This is a genomic window from Janibacter melonis (assembly GCF_020567375.1).
Taxonomy (GTDB): Bacteria; Actinomycetota; Actinomycetes; order Actinomycetales; family Dermatophilaceae; genus Marihabitans; species Marihabitans melonis.
On sequence record NZ_JAJBZM010000002.1, the window covers coordinates 1,157,389 to 1,178,147 of the forward strand.

20 protein-coding genes are annotated in these 20,759 nt (G+C 74.4%); 2 read left to right on the top strand and 18 right to left on the bottom strand.

The window, feature by feature from the left end; translation table 11 throughout:
- Window positions 1-51 precede the first annotated feature (51 nt).
- The 5 genes from LIV55_RS11765 to LIV55_RS17235 are packed head-to-tail and all read right to left on the bottom strand — an operon-like array spanning window position 52 to window position 4,975.
- A complete protein-coding gene (locus LIV55_RS11765; protein ID WP_229300316.1) occupies window positions 52-927 on the bottom strand; it encodes a 5-oxoprolinase subunit C family protein in 876 nt (291 codons plus the stop codon).
- Window positions 924-1,535: a 5-oxoprolinase subunit PxpB gene (gene pxpB / locus LIV55_RS11770; RefSeq protein ID WP_229300317.1), complete on the bottom strand. Its 612-nt coding sequence runs from the start codon at window positions 1,533-1,535 to the stop codon at window positions 924-926. Before pxpB ends, LIV55_RS11765 begins: the two co-directional genes overlap by 4 nt.
- Before the next feature lie 4 nt (window positions 1,536-1,539).
- Window positions 1,540-2,328: a LamB/YcsF family protein gene (locus LIV55_RS11775; protein WP_229300318.1), complete on the bottom strand. Its 789-nt coding sequence runs from the start codon at window positions 2,326-2,328 to the stop codon at window positions 1,540-1,542.
- Window positions 2,325-2,732, bottom strand: coding sequence for an MmcQ/YjbR family DNA-binding protein (locus tag LIV55_RS11780; RefSeq protein WP_068272013.1), 408 nt, complete (start codon window positions 2,730-2,732; stop codon window positions 2,325-2,327). Before LIV55_RS11780 ends, LIV55_RS11775 begins: the two co-directional genes overlap by 4 nt.
- Window positions 2,733-2,764: 32 nt before the next feature.
- Window positions 2,765-4,975, bottom strand: coding sequence for a DUF5005 domain-containing protein (locus LIV55_RS17235; protein WP_229300319.1), 2,211 nt, complete (start codon window positions 4,973-4,975; stop codon window positions 2,765-2,767).
- A 125-nt stretch (window positions 4,976-5,100) separates the two neighbouring features.
- On the opposite strand from LIV55_RS17235, the gene LIV55_RS11790 reads away from it, so the two are divergent.
- Complete coding sequence (locus tag LIV55_RS11790) at window positions 5,101-5,916, top strand: transglutaminase-like domain-containing protein (protein WP_425551763.1); 816 nt, start codon at window positions 5,101-5,103, stop codon at window positions 5,914-5,916.
- A 32-nt stretch (window positions 5,917-5,948) separates the two neighbouring features.
- Here the strand turns inward: LIV55_RS11790 and LIV55_RS11795 are convergent, their stop codons facing one another.
- The gene (locus LIV55_RS11795; RefSeq protein WP_229300321.1) at window positions 5,949-6,488 is read right to left on the bottom strand and encodes a DUF429 domain-containing protein; all 540 of its coding nucleotides are present in this window, start codon (window positions 6,486-6,488) and stop codon (window positions 5,949-5,951) included.
- Here LIV55_RS11795 and LIV55_RS11800 point away from each other — a divergent pair.
- Window positions 6,391-6,870: a hypothetical protein gene (locus tag LIV55_RS11800; protein WP_229300381.1), complete on the top strand. Its 480-nt coding sequence runs from the start codon at window positions 6,391-6,393 to the stop codon at window positions 6,868-6,870. The genes LIV55_RS11795 and LIV55_RS11800 overlap by 98 nt on opposite strands.
- On the opposite strand, the gene purB is transcribed toward LIV55_RS11800, so the two are convergent.
- The 12 genes from purB to cydD form a co-directional block, all read right to left on the bottom strand.
- A complete protein-coding gene (gene purB, locus LIV55_RS11805) occupies window positions 6,828-8,237 on the bottom strand; it encodes an adenylosuccinate lyase (RefSeq protein ID WP_123092438.1) in 1,410 nt (469 codons plus the stop codon). The genes LIV55_RS11800 and purB overlap by 43 nt on opposite strands.
- Window positions 8,238-8,285: 48 nt before the next feature.
- Window positions 8,286-8,792 (bottom strand): low molecular weight protein-tyrosine-phosphatase, encoded by a 507-nt coding sequence (locus LIV55_RS11810; protein ID WP_229300322.1) that lies wholly within the window; start codon window positions 8,790-8,792, stop codon window positions 8,286-8,288.
- Window positions 8,789-9,826, bottom strand: coding sequence for a 2-dehydropantoate 2-reductase (locus LIV55_RS11815; protein WP_229300323.1), 1,038 nt, complete (start codon window positions 9,824-9,826; stop codon window positions 8,789-8,791). The genes LIV55_RS11810 and LIV55_RS11815 overlap by 4 nt, the downstream gene beginning before the upstream one ends.
- A 93-nt stretch (window positions 9,827-9,919) precedes the next feature.
- Window positions 9,920-11,521 (bottom strand): alkaline phosphatase D family protein, encoded by a 1,602-nt coding sequence (locus tag LIV55_RS11820; protein ID WP_229300324.1) that lies wholly within the window; start codon window positions 11,519-11,521, stop codon window positions 9,920-9,922.
- A gap of 90 nt (window positions 11,522-11,611) precedes the next feature.
- Window positions 11,612-11,881, bottom strand: a complete 270-nt coding sequence (bsaP, locus tag LIV55_RS11825; RefSeq protein WP_123092435.1) for a biotin synthase auxiliary protein BsaP — start codon at window positions 11,879-11,881, stop codon at window positions 11,612-11,614.
- A 102-nt stretch (window positions 11,882-11,983) separates the two neighbouring features.
- Window positions 11,984-12,700: an AIM24 family protein gene (locus tag LIV55_RS11830; RefSeq protein WP_123092434.1), complete on the bottom strand. Its 717-nt coding sequence runs from the start codon at window positions 12,698-12,700 to the stop codon at window positions 11,984-11,986.
- Window positions 12,701-12,839: 139 nt separating this feature from the next.
- Window positions 12,840-15,191 carry an MMPL family transporter gene (locus LIV55_RS11835; RefSeq protein ID WP_123092433.1) on the bottom strand — a complete coding sequence of 784 codons (2,352 nt, stop codon included), beginning with the start codon at window positions 15,189-15,191 and terminating at the stop codon, window positions 12,840-12,842.
- Window positions 15,192-15,270: 79 nt separating this feature from the next.
- Window positions 15,271-15,816 carry a TetR/AcrR family transcriptional regulator gene (locus LIV55_RS11840; protein ID WP_163562465.1) on the bottom strand — a complete coding sequence of 182 codons (546 nt, stop codon included), beginning with the start codon at window positions 15,814-15,816 and terminating at the stop codon, window positions 15,271-15,273.
- 344 nt (window positions 15,817-16,160) lie between these two features.
- Window positions 16,161-17,009: a M56 family metallopeptidase gene (locus LIV55_RS11845; RefSeq protein ID WP_229300325.1), complete on the bottom strand. Its 849-nt coding sequence runs from the start codon at window positions 17,007-17,009 to the stop codon at window positions 16,161-16,163.
- On the bottom strand, window positions 17,006-17,416 hold the full coding sequence (locus tag LIV55_RS11850; protein ID WP_068272040.1) for a BlaI/MecI/CopY family transcriptional regulator: 411 nt from the start codon (window positions 17,414-17,416) through the stop codon (window positions 17,006-17,008). Before LIV55_RS11850 ends, LIV55_RS11845 begins: the two co-directional genes overlap by 4 nt.
- Entirely contained in the window at window positions 17,409-19,103 is a 1,695-nt protein-coding gene (gene cydC / locus LIV55_RS11855; RefSeq protein WP_229300326.1) for a thiol reductant ABC exporter subunit CydC, read from the bottom strand. Before cydC ends, LIV55_RS11850 begins: the two co-directional genes overlap by 8 nt.
- Window positions 19,100-20,758 (bottom strand): thiol reductant ABC exporter subunit CydD, encoded by a 1,659-nt coding sequence (cydD, locus tag LIV55_RS11860; protein WP_229300327.1) that lies wholly within the window; start codon window positions 20,756-20,758, stop codon window positions 19,100-19,102. The genes cydC and cydD overlap by 4 nt, the downstream gene beginning before the upstream one ends.
- Window position 20,759 lies beyond the last annotated feature (1 nt).

Consider the following 20,759-nt stretch of genomic DNA (forward strand, 5'->3'; position numbering starts at 1 on the left):
TCGCGGGGCACCCAACCTATCGCCAACTCCGAGCTGGCGGGAGGGCTTCGCTCAGCGGCGGGCGGGCCGCAGACGCACGCCCTGGCCGGGCACGAGCTGCGCGAGCAACGGCAACGAGGCCGGCACGACCACGGCGCACACCGGGTAGCCGCCGGTCGTGGGGTGGTCGGCGAGGAAGACGACCGGCTCGCCGGACGGGGGGACCTGAACGGCGCCGGGGACGACCCCTTCGCTCGGCAGCTCCGCGTGCACCGCCCGCTCGACGGCCGGCCCGCTGAGGCGCACCCCGACCCGGTCGCTGCGGCTGCTCACCACGTAGACGGCGCTCGTCAGGGTGCGCCACGCCTCGTCGCTCACCCAGTCGCGCCGCGGCCCGGGGTCGACCTCGAGCACCGGGTCGCCCGACCACGTGCGCACGGGTGCGACGTCGACCGGCACGACGGGCACCTCGTCCACCCTCCCGAGCGGCACCCTCGTGCCCTCGCCGAGCGGCAGCGGGGCGATGCCCGAGAGCACGTCCTGGCTGGCCGAGCCGAGCACCGGCGCGACCGCCAGCCCGCCCCGGACGGCGAGGTAGGAGCGCAGGCCGTGCGCCGGGGACCCCACGCGCAGCCGCGCGCCCGCCCGCAGGACGAAGGGGGAGCCCACCCCGACCGGGGCGCCGTCGACCTCGACGGGGGCGTCGGCGCCCGTGACGACGCACCACCGCGTCGCCGTGAGCCCCACCTCGAGCCCGCCGAGGGTCGCCTCGACGACCGGGGCCCCCTCGGGGTTGCCGAGCAGGCGGTTGGCCAGGCGCAGCGAGGCCCGGTCGGCGCCACCGGACCGGGGCACGCCGAGACCGGCCAGACCCGGCCGGCCGAGGTCCTGCACCGTGCTCAGCAGGCCGGTGGTGTGCACGACGAGCTCGGCGGGGCGCTCGCTCACGAGACCTCCACGAAGCGCACCCGGTCGCCGGCCCGCAGCAGCGCGGGCTCCTCCCGGTCGAGGTCCCACAGGACGAGGTCGGTGGAGCCGATGAGCTGCCAGCCGCCGGGCGAGGACCGCGGGTAGACCGCGGTGAGCCCTCCGGCCAGCGCCACCGCGCCCGGCGGCACGGCCGTGCGGGCCTCGTCCCGGCGGGGCACGTGGAGGCGCTCGTCGACGCCGCGCAGGTAGGCGAAGCCGGGCGCGAAGCCGACGAAGCCGACCGTGCACTCGACGCCGGTGTGGGCCTCGACGACCTCTTCGCGGCTCAGCCCGGTGAGCCGCGCGACGTCGTCGAGGTCGGGGCCGTCGTAGCGGGTCGGCACCTCGACGAGCCGACCGGCGACCTCGTCCCCGTCGACGGGGACGAGCGTGCGCAGCCGCTCCTGGGCGGCCGCCCGGCTCGCCTCGTCGACGAAGGTCACGAGCACCGTCCGGGCTGCAGGGACGGCCTCGAGGACTCCCGGCAGCGCGGCGGCGACCACGGCGCGGTGCAGCGCGAGGGTCTGCGCGTCGTCGGGCGCCTCGAGCAGGGTCGCGCGGCGGCCGTAGGGCAGGAGGGTCGTCATCGGCTCAGGCGAAGGGGGCGACGCGCACCCCGGCGTCGACGAGGGCGTCGCGGACCCGGCGCGCGATGTCGACGGCGCCGGGGGTGTCGCCGTGCACGCACACCGAGGCGGCGTCGACGGCGACGCTCGAGCCGTCGACCGCGACGACGCTGCCCTCGAGCACCATCTGCAGCGCCCGCCGGACGACCTCGCCGGTGTCGTGGACGACGGCGCCGGGCTCGTCGCGGGGCACGAGGGTGCCCTTGGCCGTGTACGCGCGGTCGGCGAAGACCTCGTGCACCGGGCGCAGCCCGGCCGCCTCGGCCTGCTCCAACCAGACCGCCCCGGGCAGCCCGAGGACGGCGGTGCCGGGGGCGCCCGCGGCGACAGCGGCGACGACGGCGGCCGCCTGCGCCTCGTGGGTGACGACGGCGTTGTAGAGCGCCCCGTGCGGCTTGACGTAGCGCACCTGCGTCCCCTCCGCCCGGGCGACGCCCTGCAGCGCGGACAGCTGGTAGAGGACGCTGTCCTCGAGCTCGGTGGGGTCGATGTCGACGAAACGACGCCCGAAGCCCAGCAGGTCCGGGTAGGAGACCTGGGCGCCGACCGCGACCCCGCGCTCCGCGGCGCGGCGGCACACCCGCCGCATGTGCGTGGGGTCGCCGGCGTGGGCCCCGCACGCGACGTTGGCGCTGCTCACGACCTCGAGCAGGCCGTCGTCGTCGGTGAGCCGCCAGACGCCGAGCCCCTCGCCGAGGTCGGCGTTGAGGTCGACGGTTCGGCCTGCGGGCTGCGCCGCGGTCGGGGTGCTCATCGCCCGAGGTGCTCTCGCACGAGCCGGGCCGGTGCCCGGCTGGCCCAGGCGTCGATGAGCACCTCCTCGAGCTCGGCGCGGGTCAGCCGGGGCAGGTCGCGCTCGCGGAGCAGGACGGTGCGCGGGCTGCGGTCGAAGTGGGGCGTGGTGAAGAAGGGGGAGTCGTCGGCGACGAGCGCCTCCTTGTCCTGCTGCCCGGGCACCGAGATGGCCATGACGTCCTCCATGAGCGCGCCGGTCTCGGGGTCGACGGCATCGCGCTGCTCACCACGCCAGATGACGAAGCCCTTGTCGCGCACCTTGTACGTCGGCTTGTCGCCCCACGACGTGCCGAGGGTGACCTCGGGCAGCGCGCTCGCGATGTCGTGCACGTCCTGCACGCCGGCCGGCTCGTCCCCGCTCATGCGCTCGACGCTACCGCTGCGGACCGACGCCCTCACCGCGGCAGACGGACCCGCACGAAGTGCGGGCGGTAGCGCAGGGGGTCGGCGAGCACGCGCTCGCTGTCGGTGTCGTTCGTGCTGTACGACGCGACGACGCTGCCCGTCGCGGGGAAGAGCGTCGGGTGGGCCAGCGGCATGTAGCGCACCTGACCGGTCTCGCCCTGCGCGACCGGGGCGACCGCGGTGCCCGACGACCACGGGCCCGTGGGCGCGTCGGCGGTCCACACGGTGATGTCGCTGCCGAGCAGGTCGTTGCGCTTGCTCAGCGCGTACCAGCGCTCCCCCTGGGTGAAGACGCTCAGCGTCTGCGAGACGCCGTCGCGCGCCGGGATCATCTCGCGGGCGTCGTCCTCGCGTGCCGACCACCCCGAGCCGTCCCAGTAGCGCCAGCGGGACTGGTGCAGCAGGTCGTCGGGCCGGACCCGGGCGACGCGGAGGGAGTACCCCCAGGCCTGCTCTGCGCCCGGGCTCGCCGTGCCGAAGACGTAGAGCCACCGGTCGTCACCGCTGCCCACGAGCGTCGTGGCGGCGCCCCACGTCGGGTGCTGGCGACCGGCGCGGTCCGGCCCGATGTCGCGCTGCTCGAGCAGCTGCGGGGTCCCGCCGAGCGGCACGACGAAGACGGCCACCGACAGGCCGAGGTTCTCGAAGTCGAAGGCGTCCGACCCGGTCGTGCGCACCCGCTGGGTCGTCACGTAGAGCAGGTCGTACCCGGTGCGGTGGTCCACGACCGTCGACATCGGCCAGTAGCCGACCGGGCTCTCGCCGGGTCGGGCCCGATCGGGGACGAGCGCTCCGCCGGCCTCGGGCACGACCGCCCGGATGCAGCGCTCGTCGGTGACGAGCATCGAGTTGCGCACGTACCTCGGCCCCGCCGGACCCTCGCGCAGCGTGTCGCCGAAGAGCCACGCCCGCCGGCCGTCCTGGAGCAGCGCGTCGGCCCCGACGTCCCCACCGCGGAAGTCGTCGGTGCCGCGCAGCCCGGCGATCCGGTTGAGGTCGGCCACCGACGTCACCGGTCCCGAGCGCACGCAGTCCGCGCTCGCGGCGAGCGAGGCGAGGCGGGGTGCGGCGGCGACCTCGGAGCGCGGCACGACGACGGCGAGCGCGAGCATCGCGGCGGTGAGCGGCACGACGACGCCGAGGACGCGCACCCGCCACCCTCGGACCCCGCCGACCTGGCGCAGCCCCTCACCGCCGACCGGCGCCGGCACGTCATGACGTCGCCGGACCGCCCGGGCGAGGGTGATGACGAGCAGCGACGCGACGAGCCAGACGAGCACGACCGTCACGGGGACGACCGCGAGCTCGCGGTGCAGGCTCACCGCGGTCGCCGCCTCGACCCCGGCCCCGGGCACGCCGAGGGCGGCGAGGTCCGACCAGGGCGGGCTGACGAGCGCCGGGTCGACGCGGGCGAGCACCGGGGCGCCGGTGGCGAAGAAGGCGACGACGGCCAGCCCGAGCCCCGCCCACCCGAAGAGCGCCTCGAGCGCGAAGGTGAAGGCCGCACCCGTCCCGGCCACCGTGGCCGGCACGAGGACCTCCGCCCACGTCCCTCCGCGCAGCGCGAGCAGGCCGATGACCGCGCCGCCGACGACGGAGAGCGCCCCGACGACGAGCGTGCGCCGCAGCCCGTGCCGCAGGTCGCGGGCGACGGGCCCGTCACGCAGGCTCGTGCCGACGGCGAGGACGAAGCCGAGGAGCAGGGCGAGCGCCACGGCGAGGCGCGCGGCCCCCTGCCGTTCGTCGGCGTCGGCCGGTCCGACGACCTCGACGGCGACGAGCCGGTCGATGCGTCGCTCGACCTCCTCGACCCGGTCGAGGACCGCCGCGTCGAGGAGGTCGTCGTTGCTCGACGCGAGCAGCAGCCGGTCGGTCGAGCCTTCGAGGTCGACGACGAGGGCCGCGCGAGCGGACCCGTCGGCCAGGGCCGCACGGGCGCTCTCCTCGTCGGCGACGGCGCGCAGGTCGAAGGGGTCGCCCGGCAGGTCGTCGTACTGGCGGGCGACGCTCTCGGCGACGACCGGGTCGCCGACGACGACGGCGGGCACGGCGTGGGGGACGAGGTCGTCGGACCCGGCGAGGACGAGCGCGGCCCAGGCCACCTCGGCGACGACGACGAGCGCGAGGAGCGCGGAGACGACGGGCGGCGAGATCTGCCGCCAGCGCGGGCGGTCAGGTGCCGTGCTCGCGATCGTCGTCACCCCCTTCGCCCTCGTCCGGTCCCGTGAAGCCTAGGCGGGACACGGCTTTGACCAGGCCCCCGCTGCTGGGGGAGGCTCGCGCCATGACGCAGACCCCCCTGGCAGCATCGAGCGACCCCACCCCGATGATCGCCAGGGTCGGTGCGAAGTTCGCCTACGCGACGACGTCCGTCGACGCCGCGCTCATGTCCTTCGCCGTCTCCGACGCCCACGTCGTGCTCGACGAGACGATCCTCGTCCACGCGGCCGGCGAGCAGGTCGAGCCGGTCGAGCTGCGCGGTGACCACGGCACGCGCCTGCACCTCGTCGAGGGCGTGGGCACCGGCTGGCTCGAGGTCACCTACGAGGCGACCGTCGACATCACCCGGCCGACCGACGCGCCCACGGGCCTCGGTGTCGAGCAGGACCGCTGGCTGTACACGCGGCCGAGCCGGTACGCCGAGTCCGACCGTCTCGGGGCGGTCGCCGCCCGCAGCTTCACCGGTGCGCGGGGTCGTGACCTCGTCGACGCCGTCGCGGCGTACGTCTACGACAACTTCGCCTACGTCTCCGGCAGCTCCCGGGGCACCGACGGCGCGGTCGACACCCTCCTCGCCGGCCGCGGCGTGTGCCGCGACTTCGCCCACGTCGTCGTTGCCCTGCTGCGAGCCCGCGGCGTGCCCGCCCGCCTCGTCTCGGTCTATGCACCGGGACTGGAGCCGATGGACTTCCACGCGGTGGCCGAGGCCTGGGTCGAGGGTGCGTGGCACGTCGTCGACGCGACCCGCCTCGCCCCCCGTCAGTCGCTCGTGCGCATCGCGACCGGTCGCGACGCCGCGGACACGGCCTTCCTCACGACGAGCAACGGCACGATGCGCTTCAACCGCCAGGAGGTCACCGCCGCGCTCGTCGAGGGTGAGCTGCCCACGGACGACCACACCAAGGGCGTGCGCCTGGCCTGAGCCGCGCCCGCCGGGAGCGCCCGGTGGCTCGGTCAGACCCAGATCGCCGCGGCGATCCCGTCGCTCGCCGTCTCCGGCGGCTCCGGCAGGCTGTGCGCCGCGCCGGTCGCGTACCGGTGCGCGGTCCAGGCGACGGCGACGGCGTCCAGGACGTCGTCGGTGCCGTACCCGCTGCCCGAGAGCACGCTCGGGGGGAGCAGACCGACCTGGCGGAGCACGTCGAGCCGGGCGGCGACGCCCTCCTCGGTGCGCTTGCCCGGCAGCACGGGTGCGCCCGCCATCGCCGCGAAGCTCACCTCGGGGTGCACCTCGAGCACGCGCACGGTGGGGCGCGAGCGCACGTAGCGGTCGGCCTCGAGCACCTTCGGCGCGAGGGCGAAGGACTGGGCCGAGACGCCCTGACCGGTGAGCGGGCGGTTGATCGCGTCGGCGGTGGCCCGGTCCGGCGCCGACCAGGCAGGCCGGGTCATCGTCGTGAAGACGCTCGACGCCTTGCCCGGGAGCGCCTGGCGCGCGAGGCGGTCGGCGGCGCGCAAGCCCGGAGTCCGGCAGCCCGATGGGGATGTCGACACCGACGACGGCGAGCTCGGGGTGCTGCTCGCGGACGGTCTCGACGAGCGCCTCGAGCGAGCCGGCGACGACGACGGAGGGTCGGGGGCGGCCCGGTGCCAGGACGGCGCCGACCCACCCGGAGCGGCAGCCGTCGACGCCGAGGACGGCGGTCGTCACCTCGAGCGGGGCGAAGGGGGACTCGACGTCGGCGTCCTCGAGGACCGCGACGGCCCCGTCCTCGCCCCCGTCGTCCGGTGCGTCCGCGAAGACCGGGCGCAGGTCGACGCCGAGGGCGTCGGCGAGCCGGCGCAGGGCGCGGGCGGCCTCGAGGACCTCGGCCGCCGGGTCGCCCGTCGCCATCAGCGCAGGTGGTCGACGAGCTCGGGGGCGAGGCCGACGTAGGTCGCCGGGGTCATCGCCGCGATCCGCTCCTCGACCTCGGGCGGCAGGCCGAGCCCGCGCACGAAGGTCACGAGGTCCTCCTGGCCGATCCGACGGCCGCGGGTGAGCTCCTTGAGACGCTCGTAGGGCTCGTCCATGCCGGGCACGCCCTGGGCGCCGAGGGCCCGCATCGCGGACTGGACCGGCTCGCCGAGGACCTCCCAGTTCGCGTCGAGGTCGGCAGCCATCGCCTCGGGCACGGCGTCGAGACCGGCGAGCCCGCGGGCGACGTTGTCGAGCGCGAGGATCGAGTGGCCGAGCGCGGTGCCGATGTTGCGCTGCATCGAGGAGTCGGTGAGGTCACGCTGGAGGCGGCTCTGCACGAGCGTCGTCGCGAGGACGTCGAGCAGGGCGTTGCTCACCTCGAGGTTGGCCTCGGCGTTCTCGAAGCGGATGGGGTTGACCTTGTGCGGCATCGTCGAGGAGCCGACCGTGCCCTGGCCGCGCACCTGGGCGAAGTAGCCCATGGAGATGTAGGTCCAGACGTCGGTGCACAGGTTGTGCAGGATGCGGTTGAAGCGGGCGATGTCGGCGTAGAGCTCGGCCTGCCAGTCGTGGCTCTCGATCTGCGTCGTCAGCGGGTTCCACGTCAGGCCCAGGCCCTCGACGAAGGTCCGGCTGATGTCCTGCCAGTCGGCCTCGGGCACGGCCGCGAGGTGGGCGCCGTAGGTGCCCGTCGCGCCGTTGATCTTGCCGAGGTGCTCGGCGCCGGCGACCCGGGTGACCTGACGGCGCAGGCGGTGGGCGAGGACGGCGAGCTCCTTGCCCATCGTCGTCGGGGTCGCGGGCTGGCCGTGGGTGTGCGCTAGCAGCGGCACGTCGCGCAGGTCCTGGGCCATCGTCGTCAGCGCGGCGAGGAGCGACTCGGCGCGGGGGAGCCAGACCTGCTCGACGGCGCCCTTGACCATGAGGGCGTAGGAGAGGTTGTTGACGTCCTCGCTCGTGCAGCAGAAGTGGATGAGCTCGGCGAGGCCGCGGTCGGCCTCGGCGGGCGTGATCTGGCGCAGCCGCGCCTTGAGGAAGTACTCGACGGCCTTGACGTCGTGCTGCGTGACCTTCTCGGTCGCAGCCATCTCGTCGATCTCGTCGGGCCCGAAGGTCTGCACGACCTCGCGCAGCGCCGTGACCTCGTCGTCGGTCAGGCGGCGCACGCCGGGCACGACCTGGCGCTCGGTGAGATGGATGAGCCACTCGACCTCGACGTGCGTGCGCATCCGGTTCAGCGCGGGCTCCGAGAGGTGGTCGACAAGGGGGGCGACGACGGGGCGGTAGCGCCCGTCGAGGGCTCCGAGGGCGATCGGCGGGGTCGCTGCGGCGAGGCTCTGCATGGGGTCATCCTCCCAGGACGTCGCGGTGCGGGCGACGCGGTGTCCGCGCTAGCGGTCGAGCTCGCGGCGCACGTGCTCGACGACGCCGCGCGCGGCTGGGACGACCTCGGCGTACGTCCGCTCGAAGTCGGCGTCGTCGCCGTACCAGGGGTCGGCCATCTCCTGCTCGGCCTCGGCGAGCCCGGCGGCGTCGAAGGAGCGCAGCATCCGCACCTTCGCCTTGTCCTGGGGCGTCGGCGCGAGGCGGCGCAGCGTCGAGTAGTGGCCGTGGTCGGCGGCGAGGACGAGGTCGAGCTCGGCGAACCACCGCCGCTCGAAGGCCCGGGCGCGGTGCAGCGCGTGGCTCGGGTGGTCGTGGCCGTTGCGGCGCAGCACCTCCAGGGTGCGCGGGTCGGCGGGGTTGCCGACCTCCCAGGCGGTCGTGCCGGCGGAGTCGACGACGACGTCGTCGCCCAGGCCCTCGGCGTCGAAGAGCTCGCGCAGCACGAGCTCGGCCATCGGCGAGCGGCAGATGTTGCCGGTGCACACGACGCAGATGCGGTAGGGCCGGCTCACAGCCCGACCGCCGCGCGCAGCTCGCCACCGGTGTACGTGCGGTGCTCGCCGTCGGAGATCGACTGGCCCTCGGCGGCGACGACGAGCTCGACGAGCCGCTCGCTCACGGGGGTGGCGATCCCGTAGCGCTCGCCGAGCGCGACGACCATGCCCTGCAGCTCGTCGATCTCCGTGCGCCGGTGGCGGCCGAGGTCGTCGGCCATCGAGCTGCGCGCCTGCGGCGTCACCGCGAGCGAGGTGCGGGCCAGCCCGGCGAAGACGGGGGTCGGGCTGCGCAGCACCGCGGGCATGAGGGCGGCGGGCAGGGGGCCCATCCGCGCGGGGGTCACCCCGGCGGCCTTGCTCACGGCGAGCGCCTCGGCCTGGCAGGCGGCGAGCACGCGGCGGTAGTCGGGGTCGCGCAGCTCGTCGCGCAGGGGCCGCCCGGACAGGGCGTTGACCGCGTTGTTGAGGTTGAGCAGCAGCTTGTTCATGAGCACCGGGCGCATGTCCGGCTCGACGGCGACGGAGAGCCCGCCGCGTCGCGCGGTCCGCACGAAGGGGTCGACCCTCGGGTGGTCCTTGACGGTGATGCCGCCGCTCGTCGTCGCGAGGTAGACCGCGTCGTCCGTCGCGACGACGTTGTGGTGCACGACCGCCGAGAGCACGAGCGGACGGCTGGCCCGCGAGGGGAAGGCGCGCTGCAGGCCCTCGTCGAGGACCTGGGCGTTGCGCACGCCGTTCTGCAGCGAGATGACGACCGTGTCGGTCGTGAGGTACGGCCCGATCTGGGCCGCGATGTCGTGGTTGGTCACCGTCTTCGTCGTCACGAGGACGACCTCGGCGCCGGAGACGGCGCTCACCTCGGTGTCGAGGTGCAGCCGGTCGGCGGGCACGTGCCAGGCGGTGCCGCGCATCGTCGTCGCCGTGAGCCCCTGCTCGCAGATCGCGTCGACGACCCGGGCCCGGCCGACGAGGGTGACGTCGGCGACCGAGGCGAGGTGGGCCCCGATGTAGCAGCCGATGCTGCCGGCGCCGACGACCGCGATGCGCACCCGCGCTCACCCCCTGCCGTCGGCGTCATGACGCCGTGCGGCGCCGCGGCCGATCCTAGCCGCGGCGCCGCACCGCACCGGTGAGGCGGGGACTCAGCGTGTGCGCTCCAGCCCGCGCTGCCCGTCGTGCAGCTCGAAGGACGCCTGCGTGTACGCGGCGGCGTCCGTCGTCGTCACGCTCGGCAGCGAGCGGTAGTCGACGCTCATCTTCTCCTTGGTGATGGCGGTGCGCACGTACCCGCGCTGGTCGGCGGAGAAGCGCAGGTGCGGGTTGAGCGCCATGTTGGGGCTCTGCCACGTCGGGCTGCCGTTACCGGTCGAGGTGATCGAGCTGCACACGAGCTCGGAGCCGACGACCGGCGAGTCGGTGTCCTGGTAGTCCAGGCGCAGGTCGTTGGCCCAGTGCTTGTGCACGTCGCCGGTGAGCACGACGGGGTTGCGCACCCCGGCGTCGACCCAGCCCTGGGTGATCCGCCGGCGCGAGGGCACGTAGCCGTCCCACCCGTCCATCGAGGTGCGGTACGACGGGCCGGCGAGCGCGTCCTGCTCGGCGAAGAAGACCTGCTGGCCGAGCACGTCCCAGCGGGCCCGCGAGCGCTCGAAGCCGTCGAGCAGCCAGCGCTCCTGCGCCATGCCGGGCAGCGACCGGGTCTCGTCGAGGCGCTCGTCGCAGTCGATCGTCCAGCCGTCGCCGCAGGCCTGGTCGTCGCGGTACTGGCGCGTGTCCATCATGTGGAAGGTCGCCAGACGGCCCCAGTGCAGCCGGCGGTAGATCTTCATGTCCGCGCCGCGCGGCACGGAGGCCCGGCGCAGCGGCATGTTCTCGTAGTACGCCTGGAAGGCCTGGGCGCGGCGCCGCACGAAGCGGGCGGTCGTGTCGTTCCACTGCGCGGCGTCGGAGTTCTCCGGCACGTCGTCGGCCCAGTTGTTGTCGACCTCGTGGTCGTCCCACACGACGAGCCACGGCGCGGTGGCGTGGGCGAGCTGCAGGTCGGGGTCGGACTTGTACTGGGCGTGGCGCTGGCGGTAGCTCGCGAGGTCGACTGTCTCGGGGCCGTCGTGGTCACGGACGTTGCCCGTGGGGGAGAGGTAGGACTGCTTCGTGTACTCGTACTGGTAGTCGCCGAGGTGGAGCACGAGGTCGGGCTGGTCCTGCGCCAGACGGCGGTACGCGGTGAAGTACCCGTGCTCGTACTGGCTGCAGCTGGCGAAGGACATCGCGAGCACGGCCGGCATCTCGTGCCGGGCGGGCGCGGTCATGGTGCGCCCGACGGGGCTGAGGTGGCCGCCGACCCGGAAGCGGTACCAGTACTCGCGACCGGCCTGCAGCCCCCGCGGCTCGACGTGCACCGCGTAGCCGCTCTCGGCGCGCGCCTCGACGACGCCGCGCTCGACGACGCGGCGCATCTGCGGGTCGCGGGCGATCTCCCACCGCACCGCGTACGGGCGGCGGGCCATCCCGCCCAGCCCGTCCTCGGCGGTGGGGTCGACGGCGAGCCGGGTCCACAGGACGACGCTGTCGGGGAGGGGGTCGCCGGAGGCGACGCCGAGCTCGAAGGGGGACACCCGCGGGCTCGCCGAGCGGGCGAGGGGGCGGGTGCCGGGGGCGCCGGTGGCGCTGCCGGGGGCGGCGAGGACGGTGAGGGCTCCGGCGGCGGCGCCACCGGACAGGACGGTGCGGCGGGTGATCTCCATGACCGCGATGCTCGTGCGCCGGGGTGCACCCCCGGCGCCCTGCTGATGACCACCGCGTGAGCGGCTGGTCAGGGTTTCGTCAACCGCGGCTCAGGCCGCGACGCTCCCGCTGCTCTCTCCGTGCTTCTTGCACGTGGCGGTCCACTGCTGCCCCTCGCTGGTCACCGTGAGCTCGCGGCGGCAGGTCGTGCAGTACGTGGGCGGGGTGGTGGCCAGGGCCTGGGTGCAGGCGGCGTGGCCGGACTTGTTCGCGCTGCGGCCGCAGTGGGCGCAGTACGTGGCGGCGACGACCGGGGGGATGGCCCCGAGGGTGTCGGGGTCGGAGTAACCGGAGTCGGCCGCGTACGGGATGTCAGACATCTCGTCCTCTCGTGTGTCGGTAGGGCCCGGCCAGCGTACGTCCCCCTCGGGCGACGCCTACCCGCGTGCTGCGGGGGCGCCGCCCGGGGCGGGCCGACCGGGTCAGCCGCCGAGGATGTCCCCGAGCGAGCTGCTGCTGCTCTTGTGCCCGCCGTCGACGACGGACTCGGCCGGCTGCACGAGGACGTAGCCCTGGCCGCCGAAGGCCATCTGGAAGGTCTCCCCGGTGCCGCCGCGCACCATCGACTTGAAGCCGCCGGTGTCGACGCGGATGTCCATCGACACCCCGGCCGTCCACAGCACGACCGCCTGGGCATCGCCGAAGGTCGGCGCCGTCGCGACGTCGAGGGCGACGGGCTCCCCCTTCGTCGTGATCGCGACGTACCCGGTGCCGCGCAGGGTGACGTTGTACAGACCGCCCGTCATCGCCGCGCCGCGGGCCTGGATGCGGTGGATGTCCCACTGGATCGAGTCGGAGAAGGCGAGGATGTTCGAGCCGTTGACGGAGATCATGTCGTTCTCGAGGTACATGACCTGGACCTCGGAGGCGGTGTCGGCGACGAAGAGCTCGCCGGCGCCGGTGGCCCGCATCATCTTCACGCCCTCGCCGGTGGCGGCGGCCTTGAACATCTTGCCCAGCCCGCCGGAACCGGTGTTCTCGAAGCGGATGTCGCCCTGGTAGGCGACCATCGAGCCGGTCTTGGCCCAGACCGGCCCGTAGCCCATCTGGATCTTCAGCAGCTTCTTGTTCTGCAGCGAGAACTGGTCCTGCGTCTTCTGCTCTTCGAAGTCCGTGAAGAGCGAGCCGTGGATGGGCATGAGGGCGACCCCTTGTGTGCGTGCGAGAGGCGGCCCCTGCGGCCGCCGGAGGTCAGCCTAGGACCCCCTTCGGTCCCCCGGTAGGGGGAGCGCTGCCCGGTCGAAGGGGTGGCTGCCCCCACCCCTTCGACCGGTCGGCTCAGTCGCCGTGGCGGGGGGTGTAGCCCGCGCCCGCGGTCTCCAGCTCGCTCTCGTCCTCGTCGGCCACCGGGCCGGCGTGCCGACCGCCCTCACGGGCGAGTGACTCGCCCTCGACGTCGACGTTCGGCAGGACCTTGTCGAGCCAGCGCGGCAGCCACCACGCCTTGTCGCCGAGGATGAACATCGTCGCGGGGATGAGGACCTGGCGCACGAGGAAGGCGTCGAGCAGGACCGCGACTGCGAGCGCGAAGCCGATGGACTTCACGAGGGTGTCGTCCTGCAGGACGAAGGCCGCGAAGACCGAGATCATGATCGCCGCCGCGGCGGTGACCACCCGGGCGCCGAAGCGGAAGCCCTCGACGACCGCGGCCGGGGCCGTCTCGCCGTGCACATAGGCCTCGCGCATCCGGGTGACGAGGAAGACCTGGTAGTCCATCGCCAGCCCGAAGACGATGCCGACGACGAGCATCGGCAAGAAGCTCATGAGCGGCGCCGGGTCGACCAGCCCGAAGAGACCCTCCTGGAAGACGAGGACGGTCGCGCCGAGGGTGCCGAGCACCGAGAGCAGGAAGCCCAGCGTCGCGGTGAGCGGCACGAGGACGGAGCGGAAGACCATCATGAGCAGGACGAAGGCGAGGCCGACGACGACCGCGAGGTAGGGCACGAGCGCGTCGAGCAGGCGCTCGGAGACGTCGACCTGGATCGCGGTGAGGCCGGTGACGCCGACGGTCGCGCCGGTCTGGTCCTCGATGCCGCCCTGGCCGTCGCGCAGCGAGTGCAGCAGGTCCTCGGTGGCGACGTCGTCGCCGCTCGTCGTCGGGGTGACGAGCACCATCGCGCCGGTGCCGTCCTCGTTGACCTGGGCGACCTGGGCGTTCTCGACGCCCTCCTGCCCGGCGGCCCACTGGGTGACGGCGCCGAAGGAATCCTGCGCCGCCTTCGGGTCGGCGACGTCACGGGCGTCGACGACGACGAGCAGCGGCGACTGGCGGCCGGCGCCGAAGCCCTCTGTGACGAGGTCGGCGGCCTTGCGCTGGGTCGTGTCCGTCGGGGCGGTCGAGTCGGTCGGCAGACCGAGGTGGATGTCCTTCATCGGCACCGCGAGGGCGACGAGGAGGGCGACGACGGCCAGCGCCATGACGACTGGCTTGCGCTGGACGACGTGCGCCCAGCGGGTGCCGTTGTTGATGATCTCGCCCTCGGTGACCATGTGGTCCTGGCGGACGCGGCCGGCGAAGGCCTTGCCCTTGAGGGCGCCCATGAGGGCGGGGATGAAGGTCAGCGAGACGAGCACGGCGACGAGCACGGTCCCGGCCGCGGCCAGACCCATCGAGGTGAGGAAGGGGATGCCGACGACGGAGAAGGCGGCCAGCGCGATGATCACCGTGAGACCGGCGAAGACGACGGCGGAGCCGGCGCGGCCGACGGCCAGGCCGATGGCCTCCTCGCGGTCGGCGTGCCGCAGCTCGGCGCGGTAGCGCGAGAGGATGAAGAGCGAGTAGTCGATGCCGACGGCCAGGCCGAGCATCGTGGCCAGGATCGGGGTCGTCGTGCCGATCTCGGTGAAGACCGTGGCGATCGAGACGCCGAGGACGCCGATGCCGACGCCGACGAGGGCCGAGAGGATCGGCATGCCCGCGGCGACGATCGAGCCGAAGGTCAGCACGAGGACGACGAGCGCGAAGGCGATGCCGATGAGCTCGCTCGTGCCGCCGGTCTCGGGGATGCCCTGCATCGCCGAGCCGTTGACCTCGGCCTGCAGGCCCGCGTCGCGGGCGGTCTGCAGGTCGGCCTCGATGGCGTCGCGGGTGGACTGCTCGACGTCACCGACGGAGTCGACGTCGAGGTCCCACGACAGGGTGCCGATCCGGCCGTCCTCGCTGAGCGGCGAGACCGCCCTGAGGTTGGCGTCGGTGACGGCCTGCGGGGTGCGGTTCTGCTTGCCCGCGTCGGTGAGCTGCTTCTCGACGCCCGCGGCGGCGTCGACGGGGGAGACGATCGCCTCCTTCGCGGTCTGCGCGTCGGTCTGCGGGGTCTCGCGCAGGTCGGCGAGGAGGGCGTCGAGCGCCTTCGCGTTCGCCGGGTCGGTGAGCTTCTCGCCCTCCGGGGCCGCGACGACGACGGTGACCGTGGCCTCGTCGAGGGCGTCGCCGGAGCCGGGGAAGAGCTCGTTCTGCAGGTCCATGGCCTGCTCGGAGGGGATGCCGGGGATCGAGAAGGTGTCGACCATCGGCTTGCTCTGGGTCGCGGCGACGGCGCCGAGGGCGACGACGAGCGCGATCCAGATCGCGAAGACGGCGGGCCAGCGGCGATAGGCCGCCTTGCCGAGCCGGTAGAGGGCGTGGGCCATGGGTGGGTCTCCTGATGTCGGGCGGTGGACTGCGGTCCGTGGCGGCGACGTCGGCGCTACGGCGGGGGACGAAGGGGGGTTACGAGCCCGCGGTCTGCGGGTGCGGGGCGACGATCTCGTCGACGAGGGGGAGCAGCTCGCGCAGGCGGGTGTTGAGCGTCGTCGTCGAGCTCTCGCCCGTCGTCTCCTCGCCGGCGTGCCGGACGAGGCCGAGGGTGAGGTCGAAGGCGAGGCGGGCGGTCTCGGGGGTGATCCCCGGACGGTCGGCGCTGCGCAGGACGAGGTCTTCGAGGACCTCGACGAGGCCGCGCATGGCGGCCTCGGCGAGAGCCGGGTCCGAGAGCAGGACGCGCTGGAAGCGACGCAGGTCTGCCGGGCCGGGCTCGTTGGCGGAGATGAGCGACATGGCGAGGTGCACCGCGTCGTGGAGGAGGCGGCCGGTGGGACCGCCCTGGCGGAAGAGGACGAGCGCGTCCTCGTCGACGACCGGGCGCGGGCCGAGGACGGCCTGCTCCTTGGACTCGACGTGGTTGAAGAGGGTGCGTCGCGAGACGCCGACCCGCTCGGCGAGATCGGCGAGCGTCCACCCGTGGTACCCGTGCTCGAGGGTCAGCTCTTGAGCCACGTCGTGGATCTGACGGGCCCGGGCCGACCGCCGACTGCTTGCACTCTCACTCACAAGGTGCAATTTTGCACCCTCGCCCCCGAAGTGCAAAATCCTGTCCACCCTCCTCTTGCTGGTCGAGGTGCGAAGGGCGCCCCGCGCCCGAGCCTCGAGACCACCCCCTGTCGCTGGTCGAGGTGCGAAGGGCGCCCCGCGCCCGAGCCCACCACCCCGAGACGTTGGCAGCAGCCCTGGTTGCAACCCACGCGCCCGTCAAGATCTCGGGCGAAGGGGGAAGCCTCCTGTTGCTGGTCGAGGCGCGACGGGCGCCCCGCGCCCGAGCCTCGAGACCACCACCCCGACGCTCAGAGCGTCGTGGCGAGCACCACCAGCGGCAGCAGGTACACGAGCGTGACCAGCGCGTAGACCCCGGCGGCGTGCCACTGCGGGGCCGGGTCGTCAGCGAGCAGCTCCATCCGGGCCTGCACGAGCCCGTGCTCGGCGACCCCGAGCATCGCCTCGGGGGTGCGCGACCCGGCGAGGCGCACGAGCGCCCGGGCGAGCGGCAGGTCGCCGACGTGCTGCCGGGCGGCGCGGTCGGCGAGCACCTCGACGAGGAGCCGCACCTCGGTGAGCGCGCGGCTCGAGCGCAGCCACCGAGGGGCCGTGCTGTGGGTGACGGTGAAGTACTCCAGCAGCAGGTCGTGCCGCTCGGCGAGGTGCGCCCGCTCGTGCGCGAGCACCGCCTCGAGCTCGTCCTGCGGCAGCTCGCGCAGGGTCGCGCTCGACAGCACGACGCGGCGGTGCCGGCCGGGCACGCAGTAGGCCGTCGGCGTGTGGTGCTCGACGACCGTCACCCTGCGGTCGAGCTCGTCGCCGACGAGGTCGAGCAGGTCCTCGTGCCGGCGGCGCGCGGCCCGCAGCGTGGTCCCGACGACATGCCCGTTGACGAGCAGCATGCTCAGGGTCAGCGCGCTCGCGACGAGCGCCAGCAGGGCGGCCGCCGTGTCGAGCCCGTGCCGGGTGAGCGGCCAGAGCGTGACCGCCGCGATCGGTCCCGCGGCGACGACGCAGATGATGCCGGCGAGCGCGGTGGCCTGCCACAGCATGAGGGCCGGCCGGGGCGAGCGGCGCAGCCCGGGGTGGGCGCTGAGCACCCGGGGGGCGGCGGTGACGAGCAGCACCCCCAGCGCGACGAGCAGGATCGCGGTCATCGCCCTCGTCGAGGCCCCTTCGTCGCTCGCTCCTCGACGGCGTCGAGCGCGGCCCGCAGGCTCGCGAGCTCACCCGGCGAGGCCTCCTCGATGAAGTGCAGGATCGCGGTCGTCCGCTCCTCGTGGGGCAACCCGTCGAGAGGTCCGCGCATCGCGTCGGCGGTCATCTGCTCACGGCTCGAGGCCGCGCGGTAGCGCCAGGCGCGACCGTCCTGCTCGCGCTCGAGCGCCCCCTTCTCGGTGAGCCGGGTGAGCACCGTCATCACGGTCGTGTACGCGAGGGTCTTGCCGGTCTCGACCCGGTCGAGGACCTCGCGCACGGTGAGCCCGTGCTCCCCGTCGTGCGCCCAGAGGACATCCATGACCGATCGCTCCAGCGATCCCAACGAGCTGCGCGAGCTAGGCATGTGCAGCCACCTTCTCTCTCGTCGTGGGGCGGTCGAGCTCGACCACCCAGCCGGCGAGGTCGACGCCGGTCCCGTGGTGCGAGACGAGCACCACGGTACGTCCTGCGGCTGCGCTCATGAGATCGGCCAGGACCGCCCGGGCCGTGGGGTGGTCGAGGTGCGCGCCGGGCTCGTCGAGGAGCAGCACGGGCCGCTCGGAGAGCAGGGCCCGCGCGATCGCCAGGCGGGTGCGCTCGCCGCCGGAGATCCCGTGCCCGGAGGTGCCGAGTCGGGTGTCGAGCCCGTCGGTCAGGCCGGCGACCCAGTCGCCGAGACCGGCGGAGCGAAGGGCGAGGAGCAGCTGCTCGTCCTCGGGAGCGGGCTCGTCGGGGCGGCGGGCCAGCCGCAGGTTCTCGCGCAGCGTCGTCGCGAAGACGTGGGGCTCGTCGTCGACGACCGCGACGAGCGAGCGCACGGCGGCCGCCGGCAGCTCGGCGACGTCGCGGCCGTCGACGAGGTAGCGCCCTCGCACCGGGTCGAGGTGCCGGGCGAGGACGGCGAGGAGCGTGGACTTGCCGCTGCCGTTGGCGCCGACGAGGGCGACGTGCTCGCCGGGCTCGATGACGAGGTCGACCGGTCCGAGGTGGGTCTGACCCGCTGTCCACGACGCGGTGACGCCGCGCAGCTCGAGACGGGGTGCACGTCGTGCGCCGGCGAGGACGTCGCCCGCGGCGGCATAGGCGGCATCGGCGTCGCGCACGGCGGGGGCCTGGTCGAGCACCGCGTCGAGCCGGCGCTCGGCGGCGCGCGAGCGGGCCAGTGCGCGGACGGCGTCCGCGAGCACGCCGAGCGCCTCGCCCGTCGCGACGGGGGTGAGCACGAGCAGCGCCTGCACGGGCGGGGGGACGTCGCTCGCCGCGGCGACGAGCGCGCAGCCCACGGTCCCCGCGGCCGTGACGAGCAGGACGGCTCCCGTGACGAGACCGCGCCCTCGCGCCTGGCGCACGACGACCCGTCGCAGGGTGCCGTGCGCGTCGCGCAGCCAGTGCGCGGCGGTCCGCTCCCCACCGACGGCGCGCAGCTCGTCCGCGTGCCGGGTCGCGAGGTGCGCGACCCGAGCCACCTCGGCGCGGGCCTGCAGCACCTCGTCCTGCGAGGCGGCCTCGAGGCGGTGCCCGAGGGGCACGAGGGCGGCGCACGCGAGCAGCATGGCGACGAGGACGAGCCCTGCGGCCGGCTCCAGCGCGGCAGTGAGCACGCTCGCGAGCATGCCCGCGGCCAATGCCCCGAGCAGCGGCACGGTGACCCGGACCGGGGCTTCCGTGACGTCGGTGAGGTCGTCGACGACCCCGGTGAGCAGGTCGGCCCGCCCTCGGCGACCGAGCCGGGCGGGGGTGAGCGGCACGAGCCGCGCGTACGTCTCGGCGCGTCGGCGGGCGAGGTCCGCGAGGGCGGCGTCGTGGCTGCGCAGCCGCTCGAGGTAGCGGAAGACCGGCCGCCCCAGCCCGAAGGTGCGCACTGCGACCACAGCGGTGAGCAGGAGCATGATCTGCGGCCGCTCGTCCGCCCGGACGACGAGCCAGCCCGACGTCGCGGTGAGGGCTACCCCGCAGGCGGAGGCCGCGCCGCCGAGCAGGCCCGCGACGACGAGTCGCCGGTCGACACGGACGATGTGGTTGATGCGGTTGGTGCGGATGATGCCGCTCACGCGAGCGCACCCCCCTTCGCCGAGGTATGGGCATCTGTCTCCCGGGGCCCCTCCTGGAGCTCCGATTGCCATACCTCGGCGGGAGGGCGAAGGGGGGAGAGCTCGACGTGGTGGTCGGCGAGGGCCAGCAGCTCGGGTCGGTGGGTCACGGCGACGACGGTGCGCTCCTGCGCGAGGACGGTGATCGCGGCGTGCACCGCGGCGGTCGCCTCGTCGTCGAGGTGGGCGGTCGGCTCGTCGAGCAGGACGACGCCGGCGGGGGAGAGCATCGCCCGGGCGAGGACGAGCCGGGCCCGCTGGCCCGCCGACAGCCCGAAGCCGTCGTCGCCCACGGGGGTGTCGAGCCCGTCGGGCAGCGCGGCCACGACACCCTCCATCCCGACGGCCCGCAGCGCCGCCCATGCCTCGGCGTCGCTCGCGTCGCTGCCGAGCACGAGGTTGCCGCGCACCGTCGGGGCCGCGAAGAACGGCCGCTGGGTGACGAGGTGGGCCGAGGGCGCGTCCACGGAGCCCGATGTCGGGGTGCGCAGCCCGGCGAGCAGCTCGAGCAGGGTCGTCTTGCCCGTGCCCGACGGGCCGGTGACGACCGTGAGGCCGCGGCGCGCGTCGAGATCCAGGCCCCGCAGCACGTCGCGCTCGCTGCCGGGGTAGCGGTAGCCGAGCCCACGGGCCCGTATGTCGCCCCCGGTCGTGAGCGCCGGCGTGGCGGTGGTGGCCGACCCGCCCTCGAGCTGGTCGACGACGTCGCGCAGCGCCTCGGCCCCGTCGGCCGCGCTGTGGTACTCCGTGCCGACGCGGCGCACCGGCCAGTACGCCTCGGGCGCGAGGAGGATCGCGAGCAGGCCGGCGGACAGCTCGATGCTGCCGTGCGTGAGCCTCAGCCCGACGAGGACGGCGACGATCGCCACGGAGATCGTCGCGAGGAGCTCGAGCGCGGCGGAGGAGAGGAAGGCGAGCCGCAGGGTCTGCATCGTCGCCAGGCGGTGGCGCCGGCTCACCTGCTCGATGCTCGCGACCTGGCGCTCGCCGCGTCCGTACCCCACGAGGGTCGGCAGGCCCGACATGACGTCGAGGAAGTGGCCCGACAGGTCGCTCAGGGCCCGCCACCGGCGCTGCGTGTCCTCGGCGGTCGTCATCCCGATGAGGGCGGCGAAGAGAGGGAGCAGCAGGAGCGTGAGCACGACGACGAGGGCGCTCGGCCAGTCGGTGAGGACGAGCGCGACGAGCGCCATCGGCGGCACGACCGCGGCGCTCACGAGCGTCGGCAGGTACCTCGCGACGTACGGCTCGACGCTCGCCGCCCCCTGCGCGGCGAGCGTGAGCGCGGTGCCCGAGGCCGGGCGCTGCTCGGCCGGGCGGGTCAGCCAGACCCCGACGAGCTGCTCGCGCAGCGCGGTGCTCACCGTGGCCCCGGCCCGGGCGGCGACCTGCTCGCCGACGGCGGCCAGCCCCGCGCGTGCCGCCAGGGTCATCCCCACGGCGAGGGCCGGCGCGCCGAGCGGCTGATCGCGCACGACGGCGACGACGAGCGCGGTGACCGCCCAGGCCGTCCCGATCGTCGCGAGCCCGGTGAGCACGCCGATGCCCGCGAGCAGGGCGACCGGGCCGCGTGCCCGGGGCACGAGACGCAGGAGACGGGGGTCGAAGGGGGCCATC

Excerpts from the sequence above, each read along its gene's own strand:
- pxpB (WP_229300317.1), bottom strand. The coding sequence starts at position 1,535 with ATGACGACCCTCCTGCCCTACGGCCGCCGCGCGACCCTGCTCGAGGCG.
- LIV55_RS11775 (WP_229300318.1), bottom strand. The coding sequence starts at position 2,328 with ATGAGCACCCCGACCGCGGCGCAGCCCGCAGGCCGAACCGTCGACCTC.
- LIV55_RS11780 (WP_068272013.1), bottom strand. The coding sequence starts at position 2,732 with ATGAGCGGGGACGAGCCGGCCGGCGTGCAGGACGTGCACGACATCGCG.
- LIV55_RS11790 (WP_425551763.1), top strand. The coding sequence starts at position 5,101 with ATGATCGCCAGGGTCGGTGCGAAGTTCGCCTACGCGACGACGTCCGTC.
- purB (WP_123092438.1), bottom strand. The coding sequence starts at position 8,237 with ATGCAGAGCCTCGCCGCAGCGACCCCGCCGATCGCCCTCGGAGCCCTC.
- LIV55_RS11820 (WP_229300324.1), bottom strand. The coding sequence starts at position 11,521 with ATGGAGATCACCCGCCGCACCGTCCTGTCCGGTGGCGCCGCCGCCGGA.
- bsaP (WP_123092435.1), bottom strand. The coding sequence starts at position 11,881 with ATGTCTGACATCCCGTACGCGGCCGACTCCGGTTACTCCGACCCCGAC.
- LIV55_RS11830 (WP_123092434.1), bottom strand. The coding sequence starts at position 12,700 with ATGCCCATCCACGGCTCGCTCTTCACGGACTTCGAAGAGCAGAAGACG.
- LIV55_RS11835 (WP_123092433.1), bottom strand. The coding sequence starts at position 15,191 with ATGGCCCACGCCCTCTACCGGCTCGGCAAGGCGGCCTATCGCCGCTGG.
- LIV55_RS11845 (WP_229300325.1), bottom strand. The coding sequence starts at position 17,009 with ATGACCGCGATCCTGCTCGTCGCGCTGGGGGTGCTGCTCGTCACCGCC.
- LIV55_RS11850 (WP_068272040.1), bottom strand. The coding sequence starts at position 17,416 with ATGCCTAGCTCGCGCAGCTCGTTGGGATCGCTGGAGCGATCGGTCATG.
- cydD (WP_229300327.1), bottom strand. The coding sequence starts at position 20,758 with ATGGCCCCCTTCGACCCCCGTCTCCTGCGTCTCGTGCCCCGGGCACGC.